21 protein-coding genes are annotated in these 26,167 nt (G+C 65.0%); 11 read left to right on the top strand and 10 right to left on the bottom strand.

From position 1 onward, the window contains the following. Positions 1-2 precede the first annotated feature (2 nt). The 5 genes from ACQ5BL_RS20990 to gloB form a co-directional block, all read right to left on the bottom strand. Positions 3-1,085 carry a microcin C ABC transporter permease YejB gene (locus ACQ5BL_RS20990; protein WP_243806945.1) on the bottom strand — a complete coding sequence of 361 codons (1,083 nt, stop codon included), beginning with the start codon at positions 1,083-1,085 and terminating at the stop codon, positions 3-5. Continuing rightward, a complete protein-coding gene (locus tag ACQ5BL_RS20985) occupies positions 1,085-2,941 on the bottom strand; it encodes an extracellular solute-binding protein (RefSeq protein ID WP_243806944.1) in 1,857 nt (618 codons plus the stop codon). Before ACQ5BL_RS20985 ends, ACQ5BL_RS20990 begins: the two co-directional genes overlap by 1 nt. Beyond that, entirely contained in the window at positions 2,938-4,767 is a 1,830-nt protein-coding gene (locus ACQ5BL_RS20980; protein ID WP_243806943.1) for an extracellular solute-binding protein, read from the bottom strand. The genes ACQ5BL_RS20985 and ACQ5BL_RS20980 overlap by 4 nt, the downstream gene beginning before the upstream one ends. A 117-nt stretch (positions 4,768-4,884) precedes the next feature. Then, positions 4,885-6,507, bottom strand: a complete 1,623-nt coding sequence (locus tag ACQ5BL_RS20975; RefSeq protein ID WP_243806942.1) for a LysM peptidoglycan-binding domain-containing protein — start codon at positions 6,505-6,507, stop codon at positions 4,885-4,887. 79 nt (positions 6,508-6,586) lie between these two features. Continuing rightward, positions 6,587-7,366: a hydroxyacylglutathione hydrolase gene (gene gloB / locus ACQ5BL_RS20970; RefSeq protein ID WP_243806941.1), complete on the bottom strand. Its 780-nt coding sequence runs from the start codon at positions 7,364-7,366 to the stop codon at positions 6,587-6,589. Between the two features lie 86 nt (positions 7,367-7,452). Here gloB and ACQ5BL_RS20965 point away from each other — a divergent pair, with 86 nt between their 5' ends. From ACQ5BL_RS20965 to nudC, 9 genes are all read left to right on the top strand, one after another. Beyond that, positions 7,453-8,214: a class I SAM-dependent methyltransferase gene (locus ACQ5BL_RS20965; RefSeq protein ID WP_207885686.1), complete on the top strand. Its 762-nt coding sequence runs from the start codon at positions 7,453-7,455 to the stop codon at positions 8,212-8,214. An 11-nt stretch (positions 8,215-8,225) separates the two neighbouring features. Next, the gene (rnhA, locus tag ACQ5BL_RS20960) at positions 8,226-8,669 is read left to right on the top strand and encodes a ribonuclease HI (protein ID WP_243806940.1); all 444 of its coding nucleotides are present in this window, start codon (positions 8,226-8,228) and stop codon (positions 8,667-8,669) included. Positions 8,670-8,741: 72 nt separating this feature from the next. Next, positions 8,742-9,479 (top strand): DNA polymerase III subunit epsilon, encoded by a 738-nt coding sequence (gene dnaQ, locus ACQ5BL_RS20955; RefSeq protein ID WP_207885684.1) that lies wholly within the window; start codon positions 8,742-8,744, stop codon positions 9,477-9,479. A gap of 723 nt (positions 9,480-10,202) precedes the next feature. Continuing rightward, positions 10,203-12,455, top strand: coding sequence for an arginine/lysine/ornithine decarboxylase (locus ACQ5BL_RS20950; protein ID WP_243806939.1), 2,253 nt, complete (start codon positions 10,203-10,205; stop codon positions 12,453-12,455). A gap of 100 nt (positions 12,456-12,555) precedes the next feature. Next, positions 12,556-14,742, top strand: a complete 2,187-nt coding sequence (locus ACQ5BL_RS20945) for a putative bifunctional diguanylate cyclase/phosphodiesterase (protein ID WP_243806938.1) — start codon at positions 12,556-12,558, stop codon at positions 14,740-14,742. A 217-nt stretch (positions 14,743-14,959) separates the two neighbouring features. Continuing rightward, positions 14,960-16,303 (top strand): amino acid permease, encoded by a 1,344-nt coding sequence (locus tag ACQ5BL_RS20940; RefSeq protein WP_207885681.1) that lies wholly within the window; start codon positions 14,960-14,962, stop codon positions 16,301-16,303. A gap of 235 nt (positions 16,304-16,538) precedes the next feature. After that, a complete protein-coding gene (locus tag ACQ5BL_RS20935; protein WP_207885680.1) occupies positions 16,539-17,351 on the top strand; it encodes a crotonase/enoyl-CoA hydratase family protein in 813 nt (270 codons plus the stop codon). A gap of 42 nt (positions 17,352-17,393) precedes the next feature. Then, positions 17,394-19,067 carry a ferrous iron transporter B gene (locus ACQ5BL_RS20930; protein WP_243806937.1) on the top strand — a complete coding sequence of 558 codons (1,674 nt, stop codon included), beginning with the start codon at positions 17,394-17,396 and terminating at the stop codon, positions 19,065-19,067. Beyond that, positions 19,067-19,903 carry an NAD(+) diphosphatase gene (gene nudC / locus ACQ5BL_RS20925; protein ID WP_207885678.1) on the top strand — a complete coding sequence of 279 codons (837 nt, stop codon included), beginning with the start codon at positions 19,067-19,069 and terminating at the stop codon, positions 19,901-19,903. The genes ACQ5BL_RS20930 and nudC overlap by 1 nt, the downstream gene beginning before the upstream one ends. A gap of 4 nt (positions 19,904-19,907) precedes the next feature. Here nudC and ACQ5BL_RS20920 read toward each other — a convergent pair whose 3' ends face one another. Continuing rightward, complete coding sequence (locus ACQ5BL_RS20920; protein WP_207885677.1) at positions 19,908-20,690, bottom strand: TSUP family transporter; 783 nt, start codon at positions 20,688-20,690, stop codon at positions 19,908-19,910. Positions 20,691-20,849: 159 nt separating this feature from the next. Between ACQ5BL_RS20920 and ACQ5BL_RS20915 the strand changes: the two genes are divergently transcribed. Further along, positions 20,850-21,494: a hypothetical protein gene (locus ACQ5BL_RS20915; protein WP_243806936.1), complete on the top strand. Its 645-nt coding sequence runs from the start codon at positions 20,850-20,852 to the stop codon at positions 21,492-21,494. A 147-nt stretch (positions 21,495-21,641) separates the two neighbouring features. Here ACQ5BL_RS20915 and ACQ5BL_RS20910 read toward each other — a convergent pair whose 3' ends face one another. The 4 genes from ACQ5BL_RS20910 to ACQ5BL_RS20895 all read right to left on the bottom strand — a co-directional run bounded on the left by ACQ5BL_RS20910 (position 21,642) and on the right by ACQ5BL_RS20895 (position 24,878). Then, on the bottom strand, positions 21,642-22,409 hold the full coding sequence (locus ACQ5BL_RS20910) for an SDR family oxidoreductase (RefSeq protein WP_207885675.1): 768 nt from the start codon (positions 22,407-22,409) through the stop codon (positions 21,642-21,644). 27 nt (positions 22,410-22,436) lie between these two features. Further along, on the bottom strand, positions 22,437-23,504 hold the full coding sequence (locus ACQ5BL_RS20905) for a phosphotransferase family protein (protein ID WP_243806935.1): 1,068 nt from the start codon (positions 23,502-23,504) through the stop codon (positions 22,437-22,439). 292 nt (positions 23,505-23,796) lie between these two features. Beyond that, positions 23,797-24,108, bottom strand: a complete 312-nt coding sequence (locus tag ACQ5BL_RS20900) for an SCP2 sterol-binding domain-containing protein (RefSeq protein ID WP_207885673.1) — start codon at positions 24,106-24,108, stop codon at positions 23,797-23,799. Between the two features lie 59 nt (positions 24,109-24,167). Then, positions 24,168-24,878 carry a histidine phosphatase family protein gene (locus ACQ5BL_RS20895; protein WP_207885672.1) on the bottom strand — a complete coding sequence of 237 codons (711 nt, stop codon included), beginning with the start codon at positions 24,876-24,878 and terminating at the stop codon, positions 24,168-24,170. 211 nt (positions 24,879-25,089) lie between these two features. Here ACQ5BL_RS20895 and sohB point away from each other — a divergent pair, with 211 nt between their 5' ends. Continuing rightward, positions 25,090-26,118 carry a protease SohB gene (sohB, locus tag ACQ5BL_RS20890; protein ID WP_243806934.1) on the top strand — a complete coding sequence of 343 codons (1,029 nt, stop codon included), beginning with the start codon at positions 25,090-25,092 and terminating at the stop codon, positions 26,116-26,118. Positions 26,119-26,167 lie beyond the last annotated feature (49 nt).

Below are 26,167 nucleotides of genomic sequence, written 5' to 3'. Positions count from 1 at the left end.
GATTACTCCCGGTTCTCGAAGTCGATGCGCGGATCGACCAGCGTGTAGAGGACGTCGCTGACCAGCTTCATGATCAGGCCGAACAGGGTGAAGATGAACAGCGTGCCGAACACCACCGGGTAGTCGCGGTTCAGCGCCGCCTCGAAGCTGAGCAGGCCCAGGCCGTCGAGGGAGAAGATCACTTCGATCAGCAGCGCACCGGTGAAGAAGATGCCCAGCAGCGCCGAGGGCAGGCCGGCGATGACCAGCAGCATGGCGTTGCGGAACACGTGGCCGTAGAGCACGCGGCGCTCGGTGAGGCCCTTGGCGCGGGCGGTGACCACGTACTGCTTGCCGATCTCGTCGAGGAAGCTGTTCTTGGTCAGCAGGGTGATGGTGGCGAAGTTGCCGATCACCAGCGCGGTGATGGGCAATGCCAGGTGCCAGAAGTAGTCGCGGATCTTGCCGCCCAGGGTCAGCTCGTCGAAGTTGTTGGAGGTCAGTCCGCGTAACGGGAACCAGTCCCAGTAGCTGCCGCCGGCAAACAGCACCACCAGCAGGATGGCGAACAGGAAGGCCGGGATGGCGTAGCCGATGATGATCGCCGAGCTGGTCCAGACGTCGAAGTGGCTCCCGTGGCGCACCGCCTTGGCGATGCCCAGCGGGATCGACACCAGGTACATGATCAGCGTGCTCCACAGACCGAGGGAGATGGAGACCGGCAGCTTCTCGACGATCAGGTCTGTGACCTTGGCGTCGCGGAAGAAGCTCTGGCCGAAGTCCAGATGCACGTAGTTCTTCAGCATGATCCAGAAGCGCTCGGGCGCAGGCTTGTCGAAGCCGTACATGCGCTCGATCTCCTTCACCAGCTCCGGGTCCAGGCCCTGGGCGCCGCGGTAGTGCGTGCCGGCCGAGGCGACTTCGCCGCCGCCGCCGGAGATGCGCCCGGTGGCGCCGCCGCTGGCGGCATCGAAGCCTTCCAGCTTGGCGATCATCTGTTCCACCGGACCGCCGGGGGCGGCCTGGATGATGATGAAGTTGATCAGCAGGATGCCGAACAGGGTGGGAATGATCAGTAGCAGGCGCCGCAGGATGTAGGCCAGCATCAGTGCGCTTCCTCTGCCTGGGCGTCACTCGCCATAGCCTGCGCGGCCTCGGTCTTGGTCGGTACCGCCTGGTCGCGCGCTTGCCACCAGGTCTGCAGGGCGTAGCTGTAGGGTGGCAGTTTCTGCGGATGGGCGATGCGGTTCCAGTAGGCGATGCGCCAGGTGCCCAGGTACCAGTTGGGCACCACGTAGTGGCCCCAGAGCAGCGCGCGATCGAGGGCGCGGGCGTGGCGCACCAGGCTTTCGCGGGAGTCGGCATTGATCAGGCCGTCCACCAGGGCGTCGATGCCCGGATCGCGCAGGCCGATGAAGTTGCGGCTGCCGGGCTTGTTGGCGCTGCTGGAGTGCCAGAACTCGCGCTGCTCGTTGCCCGGCGAGTTGGACTGCGGCCAGCTGCTGACGATCATGTCGTAGTCCCGCGAGCGCAGGCGGTTGACGTACTGCGAGACGTCGACCCGGCGCAGCTGCATGTCGATGCCCAGTTCGGCGAGGTTGCGCTTGAACGGTAGCAGTACGCGCTCGAAGTCGGCCTGGGCGAGCATGAATTCGAAGCTCAGCTGCTTGCCGTCGGGGCCGACCATCCTGTCGTTCTCGATCTTGTAGCCGGCGTCCAGCAGCAGTTGGTAGGCCTTGCGCTTCTGCTCGCGGATGATGCCGCTGCCGTCGCTGGTGGGCGGCACGTAGACCTGGGTGAAGACCTGCGGCGGCAGCTTGTCGCGCAGCGGTTCGAGGATTTTCAGCTCCTCGGCGTCGGGCAGCTGGTGCGCGGCCATTTCGGAGTTCTCGAAGTAGCTGCCATCGCGCAGGTAGGAGCCGAAGAACAGCTGCTTGTTGGTCCACTCGAAATCGAACAGCTGGGTGATCGCTTCGCGCACGCGCGGGTCCTGGAACACCGGACGGCGCAGGTTGAAGGCGTAGCCCTGCATGCCCCAGGGATTGCCGTTGACCGGCTCCTCGCGAACGATGCGGCCGTCGCGTACCGCCGGCGAGTCGTAGGCAGTGGCCCAGTTCTTGGCGATGCGCTCGTCGTTGAAGTCGAACTGTCCGGCCTTGAATGCCTCCAGGGCGACCGTGAGGTCGCGGTAGGAGTCCACCACCACCGCGTCGAAGTTGTTGAAGCCGCGGTTCACCGCCAGCTTCTCGCCCCACCAGTCCTTGACCTTCTCGTAGCGGATCGAGCGCCCGGCGTCGACCTTGGTGATGCGGTACGGACCACTGCCCAGCGGCGGCTCCATGCCGGTCTTGTTGAAGTCGCGGCTGGCCCACCAGTGCTTGGGCAGGATCGACAGTTGGCCGAGGATCAGTGGCAGCTCCCGGTTGTTGCCGTGCTTGAAGTCGAAGCGCACGCGCAGCTTGTCCTCGGCCACCACCTTGTCGACGTCCGCGTAGTAGTTGCGGTACATCGGGTCGCCGTCCTTCATCAGCGTCTCGAAGGTGAAAACCACGTCCTCGGCGGTGACCGGCGTGCCGTCCTGGAATTTCGCCTCGGGGCGCAGGAAGTAGCGCACGAAGCGGTGTTCCGGGTCCTTCTCGATCTTTTCCGCGAGCAGGCCGTACTCGGTGAAGGGCTCGTCGAGGGAGTGGAAGGTGAGGGTGTCGTAGATCAGGTTGATCTGCGGCGCGGAATTACCCTTGGCGATGAAGGGGTTGAGGCTGTCGAACCCGCCGAAATCGGAGAGGCGCAGGGTGCCACCCTTGGGTGCGTCCGGATTGACGTAGTCGAAGTGCTTGAAGTCGGCCGGGTACTTCGGCGCTTCGTCATACAGGGTGATGGCGTGCTGCGGCGCGGCCTGCGCACTGCCCAGCAGTCCCAGCAACAGGCCGGCGAACAGCGCGGCGCGGCGGGGGCTCTTCATAGGGTGTTCTCCTGATTTTTCTGCCACCAGGCTCGCAGGCCCAGGGTGTAGGGCGGCGTGGTGACGAAGGCGAAGCGGTTGCGGTACGCCAGTCGATGCTTGTTCAGGTACCAATTGGGAATGCTGTAGTGCTGCCAGAGCAGCACCCGGTCCAGGGCGCGGGCGGCGGTTTCCTGCTGGTCGCGGTCGGTGGCGCCGAGGAGTTTGTCGAGCATCGCGTCCACCACGGGGTTGGCGATGCCCGCATAGTTCTTGCTGCCTTTCACCATGACCTGGCTGGAATGGAAGTATTGCCATTGTTCGAGGCCGGGGCTCAGGGTCTGGGGCAAGGTCATCAGAATCATGTCGTAGTCGAACTGGTCCAGACGCTGTTTGTACTGGGCACGGTCCACGGTGCGCAAGCGTGCATCGATGCCAATGCTGGCGAGATTCTCGCGGTACGGCTGGAGGATTCGCTCCAGGCTCGGATTGACCAGCAGGATTTCGAAGCGCAGCGGCTTGCCGCTGGCGTTCAGCAGGCGATCTCCGGAGAGCTTCCAGCCGGCGTCGGCCAATAGACCCAATGCATGGCGCAGGGTTTCCCGCGGAATACCGTTACCCTGGGTGACCGGCACCGTGAAGGGGCGGGTGAACAGTTCTTCCGGCAATTGCTTGCGGTAGGGAGAGAGCAGCAACCATTCCTGACCCTGGGGCACGCCGGTGGCGGAAAAGCTGCTGTTCGGGTAGTAGCTGCTGGCGCGCGCGTAGGCGTCGTTGAACAGTGCGCGGTTGGTCCATTCGAAGTCGAACATCAAGCCGAGGGCCTCGCGCAGGCGGCGGTCGGCGAAGGTCGGCCGGCGCGTGTTCATGAACAGCGCCTGGGTCTGGGTCGGAATCTTGTGCGGGATTTCCGCGCGTACTACGTCGCCCCGGCGCAAGGCCGGGAAGTGATAGGCGCTGCGCCAGTTCTTCGCCTGGTGCTCGATGTAGAAATCGAATTCGCCGGCTTTGAAGGCTTCGAAGGCGATGCCGGCATCGCGATAGAACTCCACCTCGACCCGGTCGAAGTTGTACTTGCCGCGATTCACCGGAAGGTCCGCGCCCCACCAGTCCTTGACCCGTTCGAATACCAGGCGCCGCCCCGGCACCACTTCGCTGATCCGATAGGGGCCGCTGCCCAGCGGGGGCTCGAAGGTGGTGGCCGTGAAGTCGCGGCCTTTCCAGTAATGCTGTGGCAGGACAGGCATTTCGCCCAGGCGCAGGATCAGCAGCGGGTTGTCGCTGCGCTTGAGCACGAAGCGGATGCGCTGAGGCGAGAGGATGTCGACCCGCTGCACTTCCTGCAGCGCGGTGCGGTACATCGGATGCCCGTGCTTGAGCAGGGTGCGGTAGGAAAACGCCACGTCGTAGGCGCTGATCGGCTTGCCATCGTGGAAGCGTGCCTGTGAGCGCAGGTTGAACACCACCCAGCTGCGGTCTTCGGCGTATTCGACGCTGCCGGCGATCAGGCCGTAGCTGGAGGCCGGTTCGTCGCCGGACGGGTCATAGAGGCCGGTGCCGACCATCAGCGGCTCGTTCAGCTCGCTGACGCCGTACTGCAGGAAGTCGGCGGTGCTGATCGGCGGGCTGCCCTTGAGGGTGTATGGGTTGAGGGTGTCGAAGCTGCCCAGGCCCATCAGGCGCAGGGTGCCGCCCTTGGGCGCCTTGGGGTTGACCCAGTCGAAATGGTCGAAGTTGGCGGGGTATTTCAGGTCGCCGAACTGCGCATAGCCGTGGCTTTCCGTGATCTGGGCCGAGGTAGGCAGACTGAGCAGGAGGCCGAGGAACAGGAGGGGCAGGCGACGCATCGGGCGTAGGGTCCGATCCTTGGCAGGCGTTGGGCGAATGGCACCCTACAGTAGCAGCTTGTCCGTGCCGCCAGAAGCCGCGCGCCGGGACAATTGCGTCACGGCGCGTGACGAGGGTCAGCGGCTGGCGGTATCGAGGTACAGCGTCAGGGTCTGGCCCGGCTTCAGGGCCTTGCCGCTGCGCGGGTTCCAGCGTTTGATGTGCTGCATTTCGACGTTGAAGCGCTTGGCGATCAGTTGCATTGAATCGCCTCGCTTGACCTTGTAGTAAGTCACCTTTTCCTTGGACTTGGCGTTCGACGCGACCTGCTGGGTTGTTGCGCTGGAGCCGCCCTGCAGCTTGAGCGTCTGCCCCGGCTTGACGCCGTGGCTGTCCAGTTTGTTCCAGCGCTTGATGTCGGCGACGTCGACGTCGTTCTTCTTGGCGATCTGCCAGAGCGTATCGCCGTTCTTCACGGTGTAGGTGCGGCTCTGGGCGCGCGTGGACGTGCGCTCGACCTGCGCCAGCTGACGCGGGCTTTCCGGCTCGACGACCGGACGGCCCGGCTGGCCGGGGATGACCAGGACCTGACCGTTGCGCAGGCGGTTGGCGCTCAGGCGATTGGCGGATTTCAGCTCGGCCACGGTGAGGCGGTAGCGCTGGGCGATGCTGTGCAGACTGTCGCCCTTGCGTACGCGGTACTGCTGCAGGCCCTTGCCGGACGTCGAGGCGGAGGCGACCGAGGTGTAGGCGCTGATGGGCTGCGGCGTCAGGGTGTCGATGTTGGCCTTCAGGGTATCGGCCTTGTCCTTGGGCACCAGCAGATGGTGTGGGCCGTCGAGGGTGACCTTGCGCTTGAAGGCGGGGTTCAGCTGGTACAGCTCGTCCTCGTCGAGGTCGGCGAGAGCGGCGACACGCGACAGGTCGAGGCCCGGCTTGATGCGAATCGAGGTGAAGTAGGGCTCGTTGGCGATCGGGTTGAGGTTGATGCCGTAGATGGTCGGTGCGTTCACCAGTTGCGACAGTGCCAGCAGCTTGGGCACGTAGTCCTGGGTTTCCTGCGGAAGCGGCAGGTTCCAGTAGTCGGTCGGCAGGCCGAGGCGCTCGTTGCGCTCGATGGCACGGCTGACGGTGCCTTCGCCGGCGTTGTAGGCGGCCAGCGCGAGCAGCCAGTCGCCGTTGAACATGTCATGCAGGCGGGTCAGATAGGTCAGCGCGGCGTTGGTCGAGGCCTGGATGTCGCGGCGACCGTCATAGAAGTTGGTCTGGCGCAGGTTGAAATGGGTGCCTGTGCTCGGGATGAACTGCCACAGGCCGACGGCCTGGGCGCGGGACACCGCCATCGGGTTGTAGGAGCTTTCGATGACCGGCAGCAGGGCCAGTTCCAGCGGCATGTCGCGCTCTTCCAGGCGCTCGACGACATAGTGCATGTAGGGGCTGCCGCGTTCGCTGGCGTTTTCCAGGAACGACGGGTTGCTCATGAACCACAGGCGCTGGCGCTCGATGCGCGGGTTGGTGTCGATCTGGTCCTGCAGCTGGAAACCGACGCGCATGCGCTCCCAGATATCGTTCTGGGAGTCCGACCAGGCCGGCTTGAACTTCACGTCGACGGCGCGGGCGGCATTGCGGGCCTGGGAGTCGTTGGCGACGTGCTGGGTCGACTGACAGCCGGCCAGGCCCGCGGCGAGCAGCACCACGGAGACTCGGATGGAGCGAGCCAATGCGTCTAGATCGAAGGTCTTGCTGGTCTTTGGCGGCATTGGCTGATGACTGTGTCCGGGGCAAAAATTTCGGGGATTCTAGGAACCGCCGCTGCCCTGGTCAAGATTTCGCCACCCCTCAGAACTGGTCCTTCCAGCGGCGAATGGTCGCAAAGACCTCGTCCGGCGTGCGGATTTGCTGGCCGCTCCGCTCGTCGGCGATTTTCTTAACGGATGTTTCCGACACACGAAGGAAAGGATTCGTCGCCCGTTCCAGGGCAATGGAGGAGGGCAGGCTGATCTTCCCCTGTTCGCGCCAACGGCTGACTTCTTCGAAGCGTGCGCGGACTTCGGGATTCTCCGGTTCCACCGCGCAGGCGAAGCGCAGGTTGCTCAGGGTGTATTCATGGGTGCAGTAGACCTGGGTCTGGCCCGGCAGCGCGGCCAGGCGGCTCAGCGAGGCGTACATCTGCGCCGGTGTGCCTTCGAACAGGCGGCCGCAGCCGGCGGCGAACAGGGTGTCGCCGCAGAACAGCAGCGGCGGCTCATGGTCCCCATTGAAGTAGGCGATATGCCCGAGGGTGTGACCGGGCACATGGATGACGTCGAAGCCGAGGCCGAGTACCTCGACGCGGTCGCCGTCTTCCAGCGCCACGTCGCGTGCGGGGATATTCTCGCCAGCCGGGCCGAGCACGCGGGCGCCGGTTGCGGCCTTGAGCTGGGCGACGCCGCCGACATGGTCGGCATGGTGGTGGGTGACCAGGATATCGGTCAGGGTCCAGCCGGGATGGGCGTCCAGCCAGGCCAGTACCGGGCCGGCATCACCCGGGTCGACTATCGCGCACTGGCGACGGGTTACATCCTGCAACAGCCAGAGGTAGTTGTCGGAAAAGGCGGGTAGCGCGTCTATCTGTATCATGGCCGGAAAGTCGCTAAGTAATGGGCATTGGCGCATAGTAGTGCGGTTACGCACTTTTGTGTCGCGCACTCCCACAGGGGGTAGTGATGATCGAACCCGAACCCTTTGCTCAGGCCGATGCCGACTGGCTGGAGCTGATCGCTCAGGCGCGCGACTGGCTGGCCGGTCCGATCGGCGGGATGATGCTCGCCGAAGAACAGCAACTGCTGACCGACGAGCTGGAGCGCTATTTCGGCGGCTATCTGGTGCATTACGGCCCGCACGCCGAGCTGCCGGCCAGCACCGGCAACATCCAGCGCGGCGTGCGCCTGGGGCCGCCGTTGCCGGGCGTTGAGATCGCCTGCGACGAGGCGGCCTGGCCGCTGGGCGAACATGCTGCCGACGTGGTGCTGCTGCAGCATGGCCTGGACTTCTGCCTGTCGCCGCACCGGCTGCTGCGCGAAGCCGCGCGCAGCGTGCGCCCCGGCGGGCACCTGCTGGTGGTCGGGGTGAACCCCTGGAGCGCCTGGGGCATCCGCCATTACTTCGCCCGCGACGCTTTGCGCCGTGCCCGCTGCATCTCGCCGACGCGGGTCTGCGACTGGCTCAACCTGCTGGGATTCGCGCTGGAGAAACGCCGCTTCGGGTGTTATCGTCCGCCGCTTGCATCGGCGAAATGGCAGGGCCGCCTGGCCCGCATGGAGACCTGGGGCCCCGTCCTGCAGGGCTCTGGCGCCGGCTTCTATTTGTTGGTGGCGCGCAAGCTGGTAGTCGGTTTGCGGCCCCTGCGCCAACCTCGCCGCGAACCGCGCGGACAACTGGTGCCGCTGCCGGTGGCCAAGGTCAGCCGCCGCGATTCCGAGTCCTGAACACGAGCGATATGAGCGAAGAGAAAGTCGAGATCTACACCGACGGTGCCTGCAAGGGCAACCCGGGCCCGGGCGGCTGGGGCGCAGTGCTGTTCTACAAGGGCGCCGAGCGCGAACTGTGGGGCGGCGAGCCGGAAACCACCAACAACCGCATGGAACTGATGGCCGCCATCATGGCCCTGGCTGCGCTCAAGCGGCATTGCGACGTGCGCATCGTCACCGACTCGCAGTACGTCATGCAGGGCATCACCGAGTGGATGACCAACTGGAAGAAGCGCGGCTGGAAGACCGCCGCCAAGCAGCCGGTGAAGAACGCCGACCTATGGCAGGCGCTGGACGAACAGGTGAACCGGCATAATGTCGAATGGCGCTGGGTGCGCGGCCACACCGGCCACCCCGGCAACGAGCGCGCCGACATGCTCGCCAACCGTGGCGTGAGCGAATTGCCGCGCTAAGCGTCCGGATATCAGGATCAAGGTCGCCCGGAGCCGTCCGGGCGAATCAACTGCAAGAAGGTTTCACACAGAATGCGCAGCGTCGTACTCGATACTGAAACGACCGGTATGCCGGTCACCGACGGCCACCGGATCATCGAGATCGGTTGCGTCGAGCTCGAGGGCCGCCGCCTGACCGGCCGGCACTTCCACGTCTACCTGCAGCCCGACCGCGAGATCGACGAAGGCGCCATCGCGGTCCACGGCATCACCAACGAATACGTCAAGGACATGCCGCGCTTCCGCGAGGTGGCCAACGAGTTCTTCGAGTTCATCAACGGCGCACAGCTGATCATCCACAACGCGGCGTTCGACGTCGGCTTCATCAACAACGAGTTCGCCCTGATCGGGCAGACCGAGCGCGCCGAAGTCGCCGACTACTGCTCGATCCTCGATACCCTGCTGATGGCCCGTGAGCGCCATCCGGGCCAGCGCAACAACCTCGACGCCCTGTGCAAGCGCTACGGTGTCGACAACTCCGGCCGTGACCTGCACGGCGCACTGCTCGACGCCGAGATTCTCGCCGACGTCTACCTGGCGATGACCGGTGGCCAGACCAGCCTGTCGCTGGCGGGCAATGGTGCAGAGGGTGACGGCAGTGGGCGTGCCACGGCCACGGCAATCCGCCGTCTTGCCGCCGAGCGCGGGCTGACCCGTGTGATCCGCGCCACCGATGCGGAGATCGAAGCGCATATCGCGCGATTGGCGGTGATCGAGAAGTCTGCTGGCGGTCCGTCGCTCTGGGCGCAGATGGAAGCGCCGAAGGAGTGATCCTCAGCGCTGCATGAGAAAAAGGCCCCGAAGAGGGGCCTTTTTCGTTTCCGCGGACGGCTCCTGTAGGAGCGGGCTATGCCCGCGATCGCGCGCATGGCGCGCTCCTACAGGCCAACTCCGTCGTCTTGTCTTTCGTAGGAGCGGACCTTGTCCGCGAAATCTTGCGCGGATGAATCCGTTCCAACCGGGAGTTGCGGATGTCTTGTGCTCGCGTAGGAGCGGACTTCGTCCGCGATGCTTCTGGTTTAGGTGTTCTGCGTCGCTTCGGCGTACGCACGGACTTCTTGTTTCGCCCCCTCGGGCGACCTACTTTGCCAAACGACGCAAAGTAGGCAAAAGTCTCTGCCCCATCATCCGGCCCCGGCTTCGCCGGGGTTCCCTTGCTCCATCGAAGTTTCAGGGGCACGCGTCGACGGGCCATCCCTGGCCCGACGACGCTCTCGCGGCATCCATGCCGCTCAACCCCTGAAACTCCGATTCCACTCGGCCTCCTGAAGGGGCGCCCCGGAGCGTGCGGAGGTTTCTCTGGAAGTCTTCAATTTCCAGAGCCAGAGCCAGAGCCAGAGCCAGAGCCAGAGCGTAGCGCTCGGAATTAACGGGCTTTGCCTGTCACCCACGCGACGTTTTATTACAGCCGTCAGCCGACCGCATTCCCCTACATTTCGTGAGTCCATACTCTAGTAAGGGTCGACGCCAGCAGAGCGTTATCAGGGGTTCACAATGTACAAAGACTTAAAATTCCCCATCCTCATCGTTCACCGCGACATCAAGGCCGATACCGTGGCCGGCGACCGGGTCCGCGATATTGCCCGCGAACTGGAGCAGGACGGCTTCACCATCCTTTCCACCGCCAGCTCCGCCGAGGGGCGCATCGTTGCCTCCACCCACCACGGGCTGGCCTGCATCCTGGTCGCCGCCGAGGGGGCGGGGGAGAACCAGCGCTTGCTGCAGGACGTGGTGGAGTTGATCCGCATGGCGCGGGTGCGCGCGCCGCAGTTGCCGATCTTCGCCCTCGGCGAGCAGATGACCATCGAGAACGCGCCGGCCGAGTCCATGGCCGACCTGCACCAGTTGCGCGGCATCCTCTACCTCTTCGAAGACACCGTGCCCTTCCTCGCCCGCCAGGTCAGCCGCGCCGCGCGCAAGTACCTGGAGGGCCTGCTGCCGCCGTTCTTCCGCGCGCTGGTGGAACACACCGCGCAGTCCAACTATTCCTGGCATACGCCCGGCCACGGCGGCGGCGTGGCCTATCGCAAGAGTCCGGTGGGGCAGGCCTTCCACCAGTTCTTCGGGGAAAACACCCTGCGTTCGGACCTCTCGGTCTCGGTGCCGGAGCTCGGTTCACTGCTCGACCACACCGGCCCGCTGGCCGAGGCTGAAGCCCGCGCCGCGCGCAACTTCGGCGCCGACCACACCTTCTTCGTGATCAACGGCACCTCGACGGCGAACAAGATCGTCTGGCACTCCATGGTCTGCCGCGACGACCTGGTGCTGGTGGATCGCAACTGCCACAAGTCGATCCTCCACGCGATCATCATGACCGGCGCTATCCCGCTCTACCTGACGCCAGAGCGCAACGAGCTGGGCATCATCGGCCCGATCCCGCTCTCCGAGTTCAGCCGCGAGTCGATCGCCGCGAAGATCGCCGCCAGTCCGTTGGCCAAGGGGCGCGAACCGAAGGTCAGGCTGGCGGTGGTGACCAACTCCACCTACGACGGCCTCTGCTACAACGCCGAGATGATCAAGCAGGCGCTGGGGGACAGCGTCGAGGTGCTGCATTTCGACGAGGCCTGGTACGCCTATGCGGCCTTCCACGACTTCTACGATGGGCGCTACGGCATGGGGACGAGCCGCCAGGACAGTGGCCCGCTGGTGTTCACCACCCATTCCACCCACAAGATGCTCGCCGCCTTCAGCCAGGCCTCGATGATCCACGTGCAGGACGGCGGCGCGCGGCGCTTCGACCGTGCGCGTTTCAACGAAGCCTTCATGATGCACATCTCCACCTCGCCGCAGTACGGCATCATCGCCTCGCTCGACGTGGCCTCGGCGATGATGGAGGGCCCGGCGGGGAGTTCGCTGATCCAGGAAACCTTCGATGAGGCGCTGAGCTTCCGTCGCGCCCTGGCCAACGTTCAACAGAACCTCGCCAAGGACGACTGGTGGTTCTGCGTCTGGCAGCCGCCGGGCGTGGAAGGTACCGACGAGGTGAAAACCCCCGACTGGGTGCTGGAGCCCAATGCCGACTGGCATGGCTTCGGCGATGCGGTCGAGGACTATGTGCTGCTCGACCCGATCAAGGTCACCCTGGCTACGCCGGGCCTCACCGCCGGCGGGCGCCTGGATGCCCGGGGCATTCCCGCGGCGGTGGTCAGCCGCTTCCTCTGGGAACGCGGCCTGGTGGTGGAAAAGACCGGCCTGTATTCCTTCCTCGTGCTGTTCTCCATGGGCGTCACCAAGGGCAAGTGGAGCACCCTGGTCACCGAACTGCTGGAGTTCAAACGCAGCTACGACGCCAACGAGCCGCTGATGGATGCACTGCCCAGCGTTGCCCAGGCGGGCGGCGCGCGATATGCCGGCATGGGCCTGCGCGACCTGTGCGACGAGCTGCATGGCTGCTACCGCGATCACGCCACCGCCAAGGCGATGAAGCGCATGTATACCGTGCTGCCGGAGATCGCCATGCGCCCGGCCGATGCCTACGCGCAACTGGTGCGCGGCGAGGTGGAGGCGGTGCCCATCGATCAGCTGGAAGGGCGTATCGCGGCCGTGATGCTGGTGCCTTATCCGCCGGGCATCCCGCTGATCATGCCGGGCGAGCGCTTCACCGAGTCCACCCGCTCGATCCTCGACTACCTGGCCTTCGCCCGGAACTTCGAGCGCAATTTCCCGGGTTTCGACTCGGACGTGCACGGTCTGCAGATCCAGGAGGTCAATGGCGAGCGGCGCTATACGGTGGAGTGCTGCAAGTGACGGAAGGGCCCCGGGCACGCCGGGGCCGGTGTTTTCTCAAAGACCAACTACTCTTGTCGGGATAGGTACAGGGAGAAACGAGGAAAAGGGAGGTTTCCCCATGCGTTGCCCCTCGGCATTGCCGAACGAAAGCGAACGCCTGAGTGCGCTTTCCGACTATGGATTCGACGATGAAGCCCTGGTTCCCAGCCTGGACCCGGTGGTGCAGATCGCCGTGCGCATGTTCGGCATGCCGGTGGCGGCGGTGAACATGATCGGCAGCGACCATGTGTTCTTTGCCGCGGCCACGGGGGTTGGCGAGGTGGACATGGGCCGCGACGTGTCGTTCTGCGCCCATGCCATCACCCAGGACGAGGTGATGGTGGTGCCCGACGCCTGCCGCGACGAGCGCTTCCACGACAACCCACTGGTGACCCAGGCTTCCGGCATACGCTTCTACGCCGGGGTGCCCTTGCTCTCGGTGGAGGGCCATCCGCTGGGCGCCTTGTGCATCATCGACAGCCAGCCCCACGACGATTTCTCCGGCGAAGACCGCGAGCGCCTGCGGGAACTCGCCCGCATGGCTGCCGACCGCCTGGAACTGCGTCGCATCGAAGTGATGTCGGCGCGTACCCGGCCGCTGTTCGAGGAGTACGCCGGCAGCTCGCCCACGCCAGTGGTCTGGTTCGACTGCTGGGGTGAAATCGTGGCCTGGAACGAGGCGGCCGCCACTCTCTACGGCTATCCGCTGGAAGAGGGGGCCGGGCAGTCGTTCGAACTGCTGTTGCCGGACAAGGGACGCGCCGCGTTCCGCAGCCTGATCAACCGCGCCATCGACGCCACTTCGCTGGACGGCATGGAGGTGCCGGCGGAGATCACCGGTGTGCATCGGGACGGCACCGAACTGCCCCTGGGGCTCACGCTGTTCTGCTGGACGGAGAAGGGCAATCTCAGATTCGAGGCGGTGCTCAAGGATCTGACGGCTCTGCACCGCGAGGAGGAGGCGCTGCGCCAACTGGCCAGCGTCGACGTGCTCACCGGCCTGGCCAACCGCGGGCGCTTCTACCGGGTGACCGAGGAGCTTCTGGTGCGGTCGCACCCGGCTGCGGTGCTGATGATCGATCTGGACGGCTTCAAGGACGTCAACGACTCGCTGGGGCATGCAGTGGGCGACGGCATCCTGCGTGAGGTCGCCGCGCGCCTGGGGCGGCTGGCCAGCGCAGGCGCCACCGTGGCGCGCATTGGTGGCGACGAGTTCGCCATTCTCGAACCCAACCTGATATCCCCGGAGCAGGCCATGCGCCTGGCCAAGGCCGCCATCGCGCGCATCGCCGAACCCATCATCATCGATGCCCACGAAGTGCGGGTGGCCGCCAGTTGTGGCGTGGCGCTGGCGCCGTTGCACGCGCAGGAGGCACTGGAGCTGGTCGGCGACGCGGACCTGGCGTTGTTCAAGGCCAAGAGCAGTGGGCGTGCTGATGCCTTCATCTTTGTGCCGGCATTGAAGATGGAAGCGGCAGCGCGACACCTGTATGGCATGGAGCTGCACCGCGCGGTGGCCAATGGCGAATTTCTGCTGTTCTACCAGCCCCAGGTGAGCCTGCGCGATGGTTCCCTGCAAGGGGCGGAAGCCCTGATCCGCTGGCAACACCCGCAGCGTGGGCTGCTATCCCCGGCGGCGTTCCTGCCGTCGCTGGAGGGCGGCCCGCTGGCGGCAATCGTTGGCGCCTGGATTCTCGATGAGGCCTGTGCCCAGGTTGCCTACTGGCGGCGCAATGGTGCGCCACTGATGCGCATCGGGGTGAACCTGTTCGGCGCGCAGTTCCGCATGGGCAATCTGGTCGCCCAGGTGCTCGAGGCGCTGGAGCGTCACGGCCTGCCGGCCGAGGCCCTGGAGCTGGAGATCACCGAGAACATCGCGCTCGACCATGACGACGTGGTGCTCGAAACCCTGCGCACGCTGCGCAGTTACGGTGTGGGGCTGGCCTTCGACGACTTCGGCACCGGCTATGCGTCGCTGAGCCTGCTCAAGACCTACCCGCTGAGCCGGATCAAGATCGACCGTTCCTTCGTGATCGGCATGCTGGAGTCCCAGCAGGATCTCTCGGTGATCCGCGCCATCCTCGACATGGCCCGTGGCTTCGAGCTGGAGACCATTGCCGAAGGCATCGAAACCTCGGCCCAGCGTGATCGCCTGCGTGCCGAGCGCTGCGCGGAGGGGCAGGGCTACCTGTTCGCCAAGCCGATGCCGGCCAACCTGTTCGAGCAGGTCTTCGGGATCGGCGGTCGGCAAGCGAACCTGGCCTGAGCGACGCGAGGCGAATTTTCGTCCGGTGGATTGATCTCGCACGGGGAAATCGCTCGAAGCCTGCACATTCGCGGCGGAAACTGTTTCCTCCTTTGCCTTGAGCTGACTACCCTGTAGGGCAGATCGGGACGTGACGTCCAAATCCAGACGCCTTCGCCACGACTGGCTCGGCAGGATGGAACCTTCAGAACAGGGCCGCAGACTTTAAGGAGTGCAGATGGCGGGAGCGAACAAGGGCAGCATGGGATTCTGGAGCTGCACCGCGCTGGTGGTAGGCAACATGGTCGGCTCGGGGGTGTTCCTGCTGCCGTCGAGCCTGGCGGCTTATGGTGGACTCAGCCTGTTCGGCTGGCTGGTGTCGACCACGGGGGCGGTACTGCTGGCCTTCACCTTCGCCCGGCTGGCGCGGCTCAACCCTGGCGCTGGCGGGCCTTACGCCTATACCCGCGACGGCTTCGGCAGCTTTGCCGGCTACCTGTGCGCCTGGACCTACTGGAAAGCCGCCTGGATCGGCAACGCCGCCATCGCCGTGACCCTGGTGGGTTACCTTCGGGTGTTCATTCCGGCGCTGGCCGACCCGCTGCTGATGGTCGCCACCGCCATCGGCGCCATCTGGCTGTGCACCTTGATCAACCTGCGCGGGATCACCGCGTTCGCCCTGGTGCAGAATCTCCTCACCGCGCTCAAGCTGATTCCGCTGATCCTGGTGGGCATCCTCGGCTGGTTCCACTTCAACCCCGACTACCTGACCATCCCCGCGGCCAGCGAGCTGCCGAACATGGGCTACGCCCAGGCCATCGCCACCACGGCGGCGCTGACCCTCTGGTCCTTCATCGGCCTGGAATCGGCCACGGTGCCGGCGGATGACGTGCGCGACCCGAAGAAGACCATTCCCCGCGCCACGCTGTTCGGTACCCTGGCGGCCGCGGCGGTGTACATCCTGTCGATCACTGCCGTGCAGGGGCTGATGCCGCCGGAAGTGCTGGCCAAGTCCACCTCGCCGTTCGCCGACGCCGCGCGCATCCTGCTGGGCGACTGGGGCTACTACCTGGTGGCGGCGGGGGCGGTGATCGCCTGCCTCGGCGCACTCAACGGCTGGGTGCTGCTGCAGGGACAGATTCCGGTAGCGCCGGCCCGTGACGGGCTGTTCCCCGAGTCCCTCGGCAAGCTCAACAAGAACGGCGCCCCGGCCAACGGGCTGCTGGCCTCGGGCCTGCTGGTCACCGCGTTGGTGATGGTCGACGGCCATGGAGAGCTGGTGGAGGTGTTCAACGTCATCATCCTGCTCGGCACCATGACCGGCGTCGTACCCTATGCCTTCTGCACCGCGGCGCTGCTGCAGCTGTTGGCGGTGAAGCCGGACTCCTTCTCGCCGCGCTCGCGTCCGCAGGTGCTCGCAATCGGCTGCCTGGGCTTCCTCTACTCGCTGTGGGCGCTGTACGGCACCGGCGAGCAGGCGATCTTCTGGGGCTTCCTGGTGTTCATGGCTGGTATCCCGATGTACACCTGGCGGCAGTACCGCAACCGTGCCCAGGGGCTGCCGCTGGCGGCCGGCGACTGAAAAACGCTTTCGGCATGATCTCGTCAGATCAGGCACTTGATGGCGGATTTGCAAGCCAACTCTAGCCCGATGCCGTGGGCTGTGTCACAGACCACGGCATCGACTTTTGATCTTGCCTTGTTATAGTGACGCGATTTCCGACATCTGTTTCTGACGCCAAAAAAAGAACTGTATGCCGGCCCTTGCGGTGGTCAGCCGCACCCCGGCATGAAGCAGGCATTCCCGAGGACATTCCGTGACCGAGTACAAAGCATTCCGCGTCGAACTGGCGGACAAGATCGCCCATGTGCAAATCAACCGCCCGGAAAAACTCAATGCAATGAACGCCGACTTCTGGAAGGAAATCATCGAAATCTTCCAGTGGGCCGACGAAACGGATGAAGTCCGTGTGGTGGTCCTGAGCGGCGCCGGAAAGCACTTTTCCGCCGGTATCGACCTCGCCCTGCTGGCCCAGGCTGCCAGTCACCTGGGCAAGGACGTAGGTCGCAACGCCCGCGCCCTGCGCAAGGTCATCCTCGAACTGCAGGCCTCGTTCACCGCCGTGGACAAATGTAGCAAGCCGGTACTCGCCGCGATTCAGGGCTACTGCATCGGTGGCGCCATCGACCTGGTCTCGGCCTGCGACATGCGCTACTGCAGCAGCGATGCGCAGTTTTCCATCAAGGAAATCGACATGGGCATGGCTGCCGATGTCGGCACCCTGCAGCGCCTGCCGCGCCTGATCGGCGACGGCATCATGCGCGAGCTGGCCTACACCGGCCGCAACGCGGACGCCGAGGAAGCCCGGCAGATCGGCCTGGTCAATCGCGTCTACGCCGACCACTCCGCGCTGCTCGACGGAGTCATGGAGATCGCCCGGCAGATCGCTGCCAAATCGCCGATCGCCATCCGCGGCACCAAGGAAATGATCAGCTACGCCCGCGACCACCGTGTCGAGGATGGCCTGGAATACATCGCCACCTGGAACGCCGCCATGCTGCAGTCCGCGGACCTGCAGACCGCCATGATGGCGCACATGAGCAAGAAGAATCCCGAGTTCGCCGATTGATGCCCATTCATTCTTCTTGCGCGCAGGAGGCGCACTAGGCCGATGGTTACCGGAGCCACGTCCCTCAGTCTGGTTCGCGACGAATTGTTCGCCACGATGGAAGAGGCCGAACAGAACCTCGAGCACTTCATCGCCGAGCGTCAGAACGGCAACCTGCTGCAGCACTCGGTCGAGTGCCTGAGCCAGATTCGCGGCACTCTCAATCTGATCGAACTGGCCGGTGCCGAGCTGCTGGCCCAGGAAGCGCTGAACCTCGCCCATGACATTCCCGCCGGGGTCAGCGAGGATCGTGACGGCCAGTTGGCGGCGCTGGGTAATGCGCTCTACGTGCTGCGCCGCTACCTGGAAAACCTCGAGGCGCATCGCCAGGAAATCCCCGAGCTGCTGCTGCCGGCGATCAACGACGTGCGCCAGGCCGCCGGCCAGCCAACGTTGCCGGAGAGCTTCTTCTTCAGTGCGCGGCTGGACCTGCCGCGCCCGCTGCGCGCGGTGACCGTGCCGCAGGTGGAGGATCCGGAGCGCGAGGTTCGCCGGTTGCGGCAGATGTACCAGGTTGGCCTGCTCGGGCTGATTCGCGAACAGAATCTCTACCCCAGCCTGAAGCTGATGAGCCGCGCCCTGGCCAGGCTCGACCTGCTGCTGGGCAGTGCCTCGCGCACCCGCCTGTGCTGGGTCGGCGCCGGTGCGCTGGAGGCGCTGGTGGATGCCCAGATGCTGCCGCGCAAGACGCGCAAGCAGGTCTTCGCCCGCCTGGACCGCGAGCTCAAGCAACTGATCGGCAATCCGCAGTACGAAACGCCGCGCCAGATGCTCAAGGAGCTGCTCTATCTCACCGCCCTGGCCGATTCCCGCGGCCCGCGTGCCAGTGAGCTGCGCCAGGTGTTCGGCCTCGCGCCGCTGCCGTTCACCGATCATCTGCTGGAAGACGAATCGCAGCGCCTGTCCGGCCCAGGCCAGTCGGTGATGCGTTCGTTGTCGGTGGCGATCCGTGAGGAACTCACTGCGGTGAAGGACCAGCTCGATCTGATCGAGCGCGGCGTATCCCAGGCCGATGCGTTGGGCATCCTGCATGCCCAACTGGGCAAGCTGGCCAAGACCCTGGGCATGGTCGGCCTGAACTCGGCATCCATCGCCCTGCAGCACCAGCACTCGGTGGTGGCGGGGTGGGTGGCCAAGGGCGCAGCCGACGATGCGGGCGCCCTCAATGCACTGGCCGACGCCTTGCTCTACGTCGAGAGCATGGTGGGCAACCTGGAGCGCGGCGAGCGTCCGAGCACGCGTGCGGTGCCGCTGGGCGAGGAGGAATCCTTCGCTGTGCACCAGTTGGCCGAGGCGCGCATCGTGGTGATCGACGAGGCCCAGGCGGGCCTTGCGCTGGCCAAGCGGGCGATCACCGCGTACCTGGAATCCAACGGCGACAAGCTGCACCTGGCCAACGTGCCCCTCAGTCTGCAGGCGGTGCGCGGCGGTCTCTGGTTCCTCGGCCAGGAGCGCGCGGCATTGCTAGTCGGCGCCTGTGCCGATTACATTCAGGGACAGATGATCGAGACGACGCAGATGCCGTCCGAGCAGATGCTGGAAACCCTGGCCGATGCACTGACCGGCCTGGAGTATTACCTGGAGGGTGGAGCCATGATGCGGCCTGAAGGCCAACCCGACGTGCTGGACGTCGCCAGCGAGAGCGTCAAGGCGCTCGGTCTGACGGTGGCCGCCTGATGCGTACCGGACGTTGGGAATCCTCGATGTTCGAGGTGGCTGCCAACGGTGGCTGGGCGGTTGCCCACTGCCAGCAGCAGTTCCTCGGCGACAGCAACGGCGTACTGTTCCCCCGTGACTGGCTCAAGCGCCAGGACCTGGCGGTACTCTCCGAGCATGCCATCGGCCACTTCGACGGCGAGCCGGTGTACCTGCTGGAAATCGACCGCCCGGACCCGCTGGAAGGGGCGAGCTGGATTGGTTTGCGCCAGTTCATGCTGGAAGGCGAGGAAGACATCTTCGCCATGCTCGGCTTCGCCAGCCAGATCGGTATCTGGTGGCGGCAGAACCGCTTCTGCGGCAGCTGTGGCCAATCCAACCTGCGCATGCCCCGGGACCGTGCCATGCAGTGCGAGGCGTGTGGCATCCAGCGTTATCCGCTGCTGTCGCCGAGCATGATCGTGCTGGTGACCCGAGGCGATGAACTGCTGCTGGCGCGTTCGCCGCGCTTCGTCCCCGGCGTGTACAGCACGCTGGCCGGCTTCGTCGAGCCGGGCGAGTCGGTGGAGCATTGCGTGGCCCGCGAGGTGCGCGAAGAGGTCGGGGTGGAGATCACCAATATCCGCTATATCGGCAGCCAGCCCTGGCCGTTCCCGCATTCGCTGATGTTCGGCTACCACGCCGAATACGCCAGCGGCGAGATCGTCATGCAGCCGGACGAGATCGAGGACGCCCGCTGGTTCCATATCGACGACTTGCCGCGTCTGCCGGCCGGGCGTTCCATCGCCCGCTACCTGATCGAGCTGTACCTGGCGCGCCGCGCAGGCCGGCCCGACCCCATTCTGTCCGGCGCCTGAGGTTTCAGGCGCCCGCGCTGAACCAGTGCTGCCACGCCAGGCGCACGGTCAGCGCCAGTACCACCAGGATGAACACCGGGCGGATGAACTTAGCGCCGCCGCCGATGGCGGTGCGCGCGCCGAAGTAGGCGCCGATCATCAGGGCGCTGCCCATGCACAGGCCCATCACCCAGATCACCTGGCCGGAGGCGACGAACACCGCCAGGGCGAGGATATTGCTGACGAAGTTCATGCTGCGCGCCACACCGCTGGCGCGCACCAGGTCCAGTGGGTACATCAGCAGGGTGCTGACGGTCCAGAAGGCGCCGGTGCCGGGGCCGGCCACGCCGTCGTAGAAGCCCAGGCCCAGGCCCTGTGGCCATTGGCGGCCCTGGGCGATCTTCGGATCGGCGTCCAGCGGGGCTTCCGGCGTCTTGCCGAACAGCAGGTACAGCCCGCAGCCGAACACCACCACCGGCAGCATTCGGTTCAGCCATTCAGCTGGCATCAGGTGCGCGGCCCACGCGCCCAGTGCGGCGCCAATGGCGGTGCCGATGATGCCGTTGCGCCATTGGCGCGGGTGGAACAGCTTGCGCCGGTAGAAGGTGTAGCTGGCGACGGCGGCGCCGAAGGTCGAGCTCAGTTTGTTGGTGCCCAGCGCGAGGTGCGGCGGCACGCCGGCGGTGAGCAGGGCGGGGATCGTTAGCAGTCCGCCGCCGCCGGCGATGGCGTCGATGAAACCGGCAAGGAAGGCGACGCCGGCGAGGATGACGAGGGTGGTGGGGTCGACAACGAGTTCGAAGGGCATGGGATCGGCCTTGATCGGGGGCCCGTCGTCCCGCTCCTTTGTAAGGAATGGGGACGGCAGGGAAACGTTAACGGGCCCGAAAGCTGCGACGGTCTGGCTGGCCGCGCAGGTACGCGGTGCGCATAATGCCGGCAATTCCACGTGTAAGGAAATCATTCGATGCAGTACGACGGTCTGGCCTGGGTCATTGCCTTCGTCGCGTTGCTGGCCCTGCTGGTGGCGGCCCGCATTCTGTTCGACCGTCACTGGTTTCTCGGCTGGCTGCGGGGCATGGCGGGCCTGGCATTCATCGCCCTCGCCGCGCTGGTGGGGCTGGTGGCCTGGGATCTGCGCAGCTACGACCCATTGCCGCAGGAACGTCCGCTGGCCACGCTCAGTTTCAAGCAGTCGAGTCCGCAGCGCTTCGAGGTGACGCTGCTGGAAGGGGATCAGGAGCGCCGCGTGGAGCTGGCTGGCGATCTCTGGCAGTTGGATGCTCGGGTACTGGAGTGGCGGGGCCTGGCACGGCTGATCGGCCTGGCGCCGGGATATCGCCTGGAGGACCTCAGCGGACGCTTCCTGGCAGTCGAGCAGCAGGCGCAGGGGCGCAAGGTATCGCTGATTGCGGACGCGTTCGGTATCGATCTATGGCGCTGGTTGCGCGACGGCCAGCACGACCTGCTGACCTTCGTCCCGAAGGCCGGGCGGGTGAACTATCTGCCGATGGCCGACCAGGCGGTGTTCGCCGTGCGCTACGGGCCGGGCGGTCTGACGGCGGAGCCGATGAATGCTGCGGCGATCCAGGCCCTGAAAACCTGGCAGTGATCCGCGTGCTTGCGTAGGAGCGGACTCTGTCCGTGATTGGCATCCGCCGTGAAGAAATCGCGGATAAATCCGCTCCTACGAAAAGCCCATGTTCCGCCCATGAAAAAGGGAGCCAACCGGCTCCCTTTTTCAATTCGGCGATCAGCCTCAGGCGAGGAAACCGCCGTCCACGTTCAGCGTCACGCCGGTGGTGTAGCTGGAGGCATCGCTGGCGAGGTACAGCACGGCGCCGGCCATTTCGCTCGGGTCGGCCACGCGCTTGAGCGGGATGCGCTGCAGCGCGACATTGCGGATGGCGTCGTTGCTCACCAGCGCCGAGGCGAACTTGGTGTCGGTCAGGCCCGGCAGCAGCGCGTTGCAGCGGATACCGAACTGCGCGCACTCCTTGGCGAAGACCTTGGTCATGCTGATCACCGCGGCCTTGGTCACCGAGTAGATGCCCTGGAACTCGCCCGGGGTGACGCCGTTGACCGAGGCGACGTTGATGATGCTGCCGCCGCCGTTGGCCTTCATCAGCTTGCCGCCTTCGATGGACATGAAGTAGTAGCCGCGGATGTTCACGTCGACGGTCTTCTGGAAGGCCGACAGGTCGGTGTCCAGCACGTTGCAGAACTGCGGGTTGGTGGCGGCGTTGTTGACCAGGATGTCCAGGCGCCCGAACTGCTCGCGAATCTGTGCGAAGACGCTCTGGATCTGCTCCATCTCGCCGATGTGGCAGGCAATCGCGGTGGCCTTGCCGCCGGCGGCGATGATCTCGTCGGCCACGGCCTGGCAGCCGTCGATCTTGCGGCTGGAAACGATCACGTGGGCGCCCTGTTGGGCCAGCAGCTTGGCGATGGCCTCGCCGATGCCGCGGCTGGCGCCGGAAACGAAGGCGATCTTGCCGTCGAGGTCGAACAGTTGGGTCTTGGACATGGGGGTCTCCTTATTATTGAGCACGCCTTACAGGCGGGACTTGCCGATGACCTGCAGGCTCACCTGTTCCAGCAGCTTGTTGGCGTGGATGAAGGTGGCGAAGCGCTTGTCCTGGGTCTGGCCGTGGAAGAAGCGGTAGTAGATCTGCTGCATGATGCCGGCCAGGCGGAACAGGCCGTAGGTGTAGTAGTAATCGAGGTTGTCGATCTGGATGCCGGCGCGCTCGGCGTAGTAGTCGGCGAACTGCTGGCGGGTCAGCATGCCCGGCTCGTGGCTGGGCTGGCGGCGCAGCATCTGCATCGGCTGGGGATCGTCGGCCTGGATCCAGTAGGCGAGGGTGTTGCCCAGATCCATCAGCGGATCGCCCAGGGTGGTCATCTCCCAGTCGAGCACGCCAATGATCTGCATCGGGTTGTTCGGGTCGAGGATGACGTTGTCGAAGCGGTAGTCGTTATGGACGATACCCGGCTTGTGGTGGTCGGCCGGCATTTTCTCGCGCAGCCACACCTTCACCTGTTCCCAGGCCGGCGCGTCGGGGGTCAGGGACTTCTCGTAGCGGTCGATCCAGCCGCCGATCTGACGCTGCACGTAGCCTTCGGGCTTGCCCAGGTCGCCCAGGCCGCAGGCGTTGTAGTCGACGTTGTGCAGGTCGACGAACTTGTCGATAAAGCTCTTGCACAGCGCGGTAGTCTTGTCGGCGTCGAGGTTCAGCTCCTTGGGCAGTTCGCTGCGCAGGATGATGCCGTTGACCCGCTCCATGACGTAGAACTCGGCGCCGATCACCGACTCGTCGGTGCAGTAGGTGTATGCCTTGGGGCAGTAGGGGAAGCCGTCGTTGAGCTGGTTCAGGATGCGGTACTCGCGGCCCATGTCGTGGGCCGACTTGGCCTTCTTGCCGAAGGGCGGACGGCGCAGCACCAGCTCACGGTTATCGTACTGGATCAGGTAGGTCAGGTTCGACGCGCCGCCGGGGAACTGGCTGATGCGCGGCGTACCCTGCAGGCCCGGGATATGGTCCTTGAGGTAGCCGTCGATCACGGCGGCATCGAGTTCTTCGCCTTCGCGGGAGCGGATGGTCTGGTCAGTCAACGACATGCTGGTCCCTTCTTCTACTGGTCTTCCCCACGGGGCCCAAGGCACCGCGCGAGGTGGCGCGCAGGTCGGCGTCCGGCTCTGGCTGGATCAGACAGAGCAATGATGGCGCCGGGTGATCATTGGCTAATCTAATGTCGGCCCCTGTCCCTAACAAGCGTTCGAAGCCGTTATTGGCGCCCGTGTTGAGCCCCGATCAGGCTGCCTGATTCGCGGGCTACACATGGGCGCGGGCATAAAAAAACCGGAGTCATGGACTCCGGTTTTTCGTGCTGCTCGGGCAGGTCGCCTCGGATCAGACCGGGAACAGTTCGCCCAGCTTCATCGCCAGCATCATGTCGCCTTCGGCGCGCAGCTTGCCGGCCATGAAGGCTTGCATGCCGTCGGTTTCGCCGCTGGTGATGCCCTTGAGGGTATCGCTGTCCATGATCAGGGTGACGTTGGGGGACTCGGCGTCGCCCTGGACGACTTCGCAGGTACCGTCCTTGACCACCAGATAGTGGTTGTCACCGTCTTCGATGTTGAACTGGAACACCAGGTCCAGGCCGGCGGCCGCGCTGGCGTTGAACTTGCTCTTCATGGTGGAAACGATGTCAGCAACGCTCATGGTTCTATTCCTTTTCTAGGTTTTCTCGCGCGACGGTCGAGGTCGCAATGGGCCGGTACTCAGCGATAGGTGATGAGTTCCGGCGCCTTCAACAATTCCAGATGCACGTGACTGTTGAAGGAAGCCAGGGCCACTTCGCTGCCGCGGAACTTCAGGCGGTTGAGCGAAGTGTTGACGATCTGCCAGTTGAGTTCGAAGGCATTCAGCGCCGGGATGCCGGTGACCAACTGCAGCATCGCAGTAATGGTACCGCCGGAGGTGAACACGCCGATGCTGTCCTTGCCGCTCGCCTGTTCCAGCAGGCGCTTGAGGCCGCCGTGGACGGTATCGAGGAATTCGGCCCAGCTTACCAGCCCATCCTTGGCGTGTTCGCCGGAGACCCAGCGGGCGATCACGGTGGAGAACAGGCGCTGGAACTCGGCGCGGTGGTCGGCGGCGTTGCGCATGATGTGCAGCGCCTGCGGTTCGATTTCCAGCAGGTCCGGCAGGTGCGCGCGGATCACCGCATCGGCTTCGAATTCGTTGAAAGCGGAGTCGATTTCCAGCGCCGGGGTGGCGATGCCGGCGTCGCTCAGCCGACCCATCACCGCTTCGGCGGTATGGCGCTGGCGGCGGAGGTCGCCACTGACGCAGCGGTCGAAGCGCAGCCCCAGGTTCGCCAGGTGTTCGCCGAGGACTTCTGCCTGGCGCACGCCGGTGGGCGAGAGCACATCGTAGTCGTCGGCGCCGAACGAAGCCTGGCCATGTCGAATCAGGTAGATGCTTCCCACGCGCAGTATCTCGGCAGGGCTGAAAGTTCCGGCGAGGTTATGAGGATCACCTGGGGCTGTCAACGAAAAAACATACGCTTGTTTGAATGCCATTCGCTGGACTGATACAGCGGTTTGCCAGCGCTGGTGGCGGGCCTGCGGCGTGGGTATGCTTGCGGGATTCGCTGCGCTCGCCTGGCGGGCTCGACCAGAATCGTAAAAGGGGATGTGAGTGGAGTTTCTAGCGGATTACGCGGGTTTCCTGGCCAAGACCTTCACCGTGGTGGTGGCCATCGTCATCGTCCTGGTGGTGATCGCCGCGCTGCGCGGTCGTGGCCGTCGCGGCGGCAGCGGACACCTGGAGGTGCACAAGCTCAACGATTTCTACAAGGAGCTGCGCGAGCGCCTGCAGCACAGCGTGCTGGAGAAGGCCAAGTTGAAGGCCCTGCGCAAGTCCGAGGCGAAGTCGGCCAAGGACGCGAAAAAGAAGAGGGGCGGCGAGAAGAATCGCGTCTACGTGCTCGACTTCGATGGCGACATCAAGGCCTCGGCCACCGAGCAACTGCGCCATGAGGTGACCGCGCTGCTGACCCTCGCCACCCCGCGTGACGAAGTGGTGCTGCGCCTGGAAAGCGGCGGCGGCATGGTCCATGGCTATGGCCTGGCCGCTTCCCAGCTGGCGCGCATCCGTCAGGCCGGCGTACCGCTGACCGTTTGCGTCGACAAGGTCGCGGCCAGCGGCGGCTACATGATGGCCTGCATCGGCGAACGCATCCTTTCCGCACCCTTCGCCATCCTCGGCTCCATTGGCGTGGTGGCGCAGCTGCCCAACGTGCACCGTCTGCTGAAGAAGCACGATGTCGATTTCGAGGTGCTCACCGCCGGCGAGTACAAGCGCACCCTGACGGTATTCGGCGAGAACACCGACAAGGGCCGCGAGAAATTCCAGGAAGACCTGGAAACCACCCATGAGCTGTTCAAGCGTTTCGTCGTCCACTATCGCCCGCAGCTGGCCATCGACGAAATCGCCACCGGCGAGGTCTGGTTGGGCCAGGCGGCGCTGGGCAAGAAGCTGGTGGACGAGCTCAAGACCAGTGACGAATACCTGGCCGAACGCGCCCGCGAGGCGGATGTCTACCAGCTCAGTTACGTACAGAAGAAGTCCATCCAGGAACGCTTCGGCGTGGGCGTCAGCGGCGTGATCGACCGCGTGCTGGTGACCTGGTGGGACCGCCTGGGGCGCAGCCGTTTCTGGCAATGAATGATTGTCGTCGGGCGCCGGGATCGCGCCCGTTTTAGCGAATTCGAAA

Source organism: Pseudomonas sp. B1-22, assembly GCF_050474425.1.
Classification (GTDB): domain Bacteria; phylum Pseudomonadota; class Gammaproteobacteria; order Pseudomonadales; family Pseudomonadaceae; genus Pseudomonas.
The sequence above is the reverse complement of the archived record's forward strand: the minus strand, read 5'-3'. Positions and strand labels throughout refer to the sequence as shown.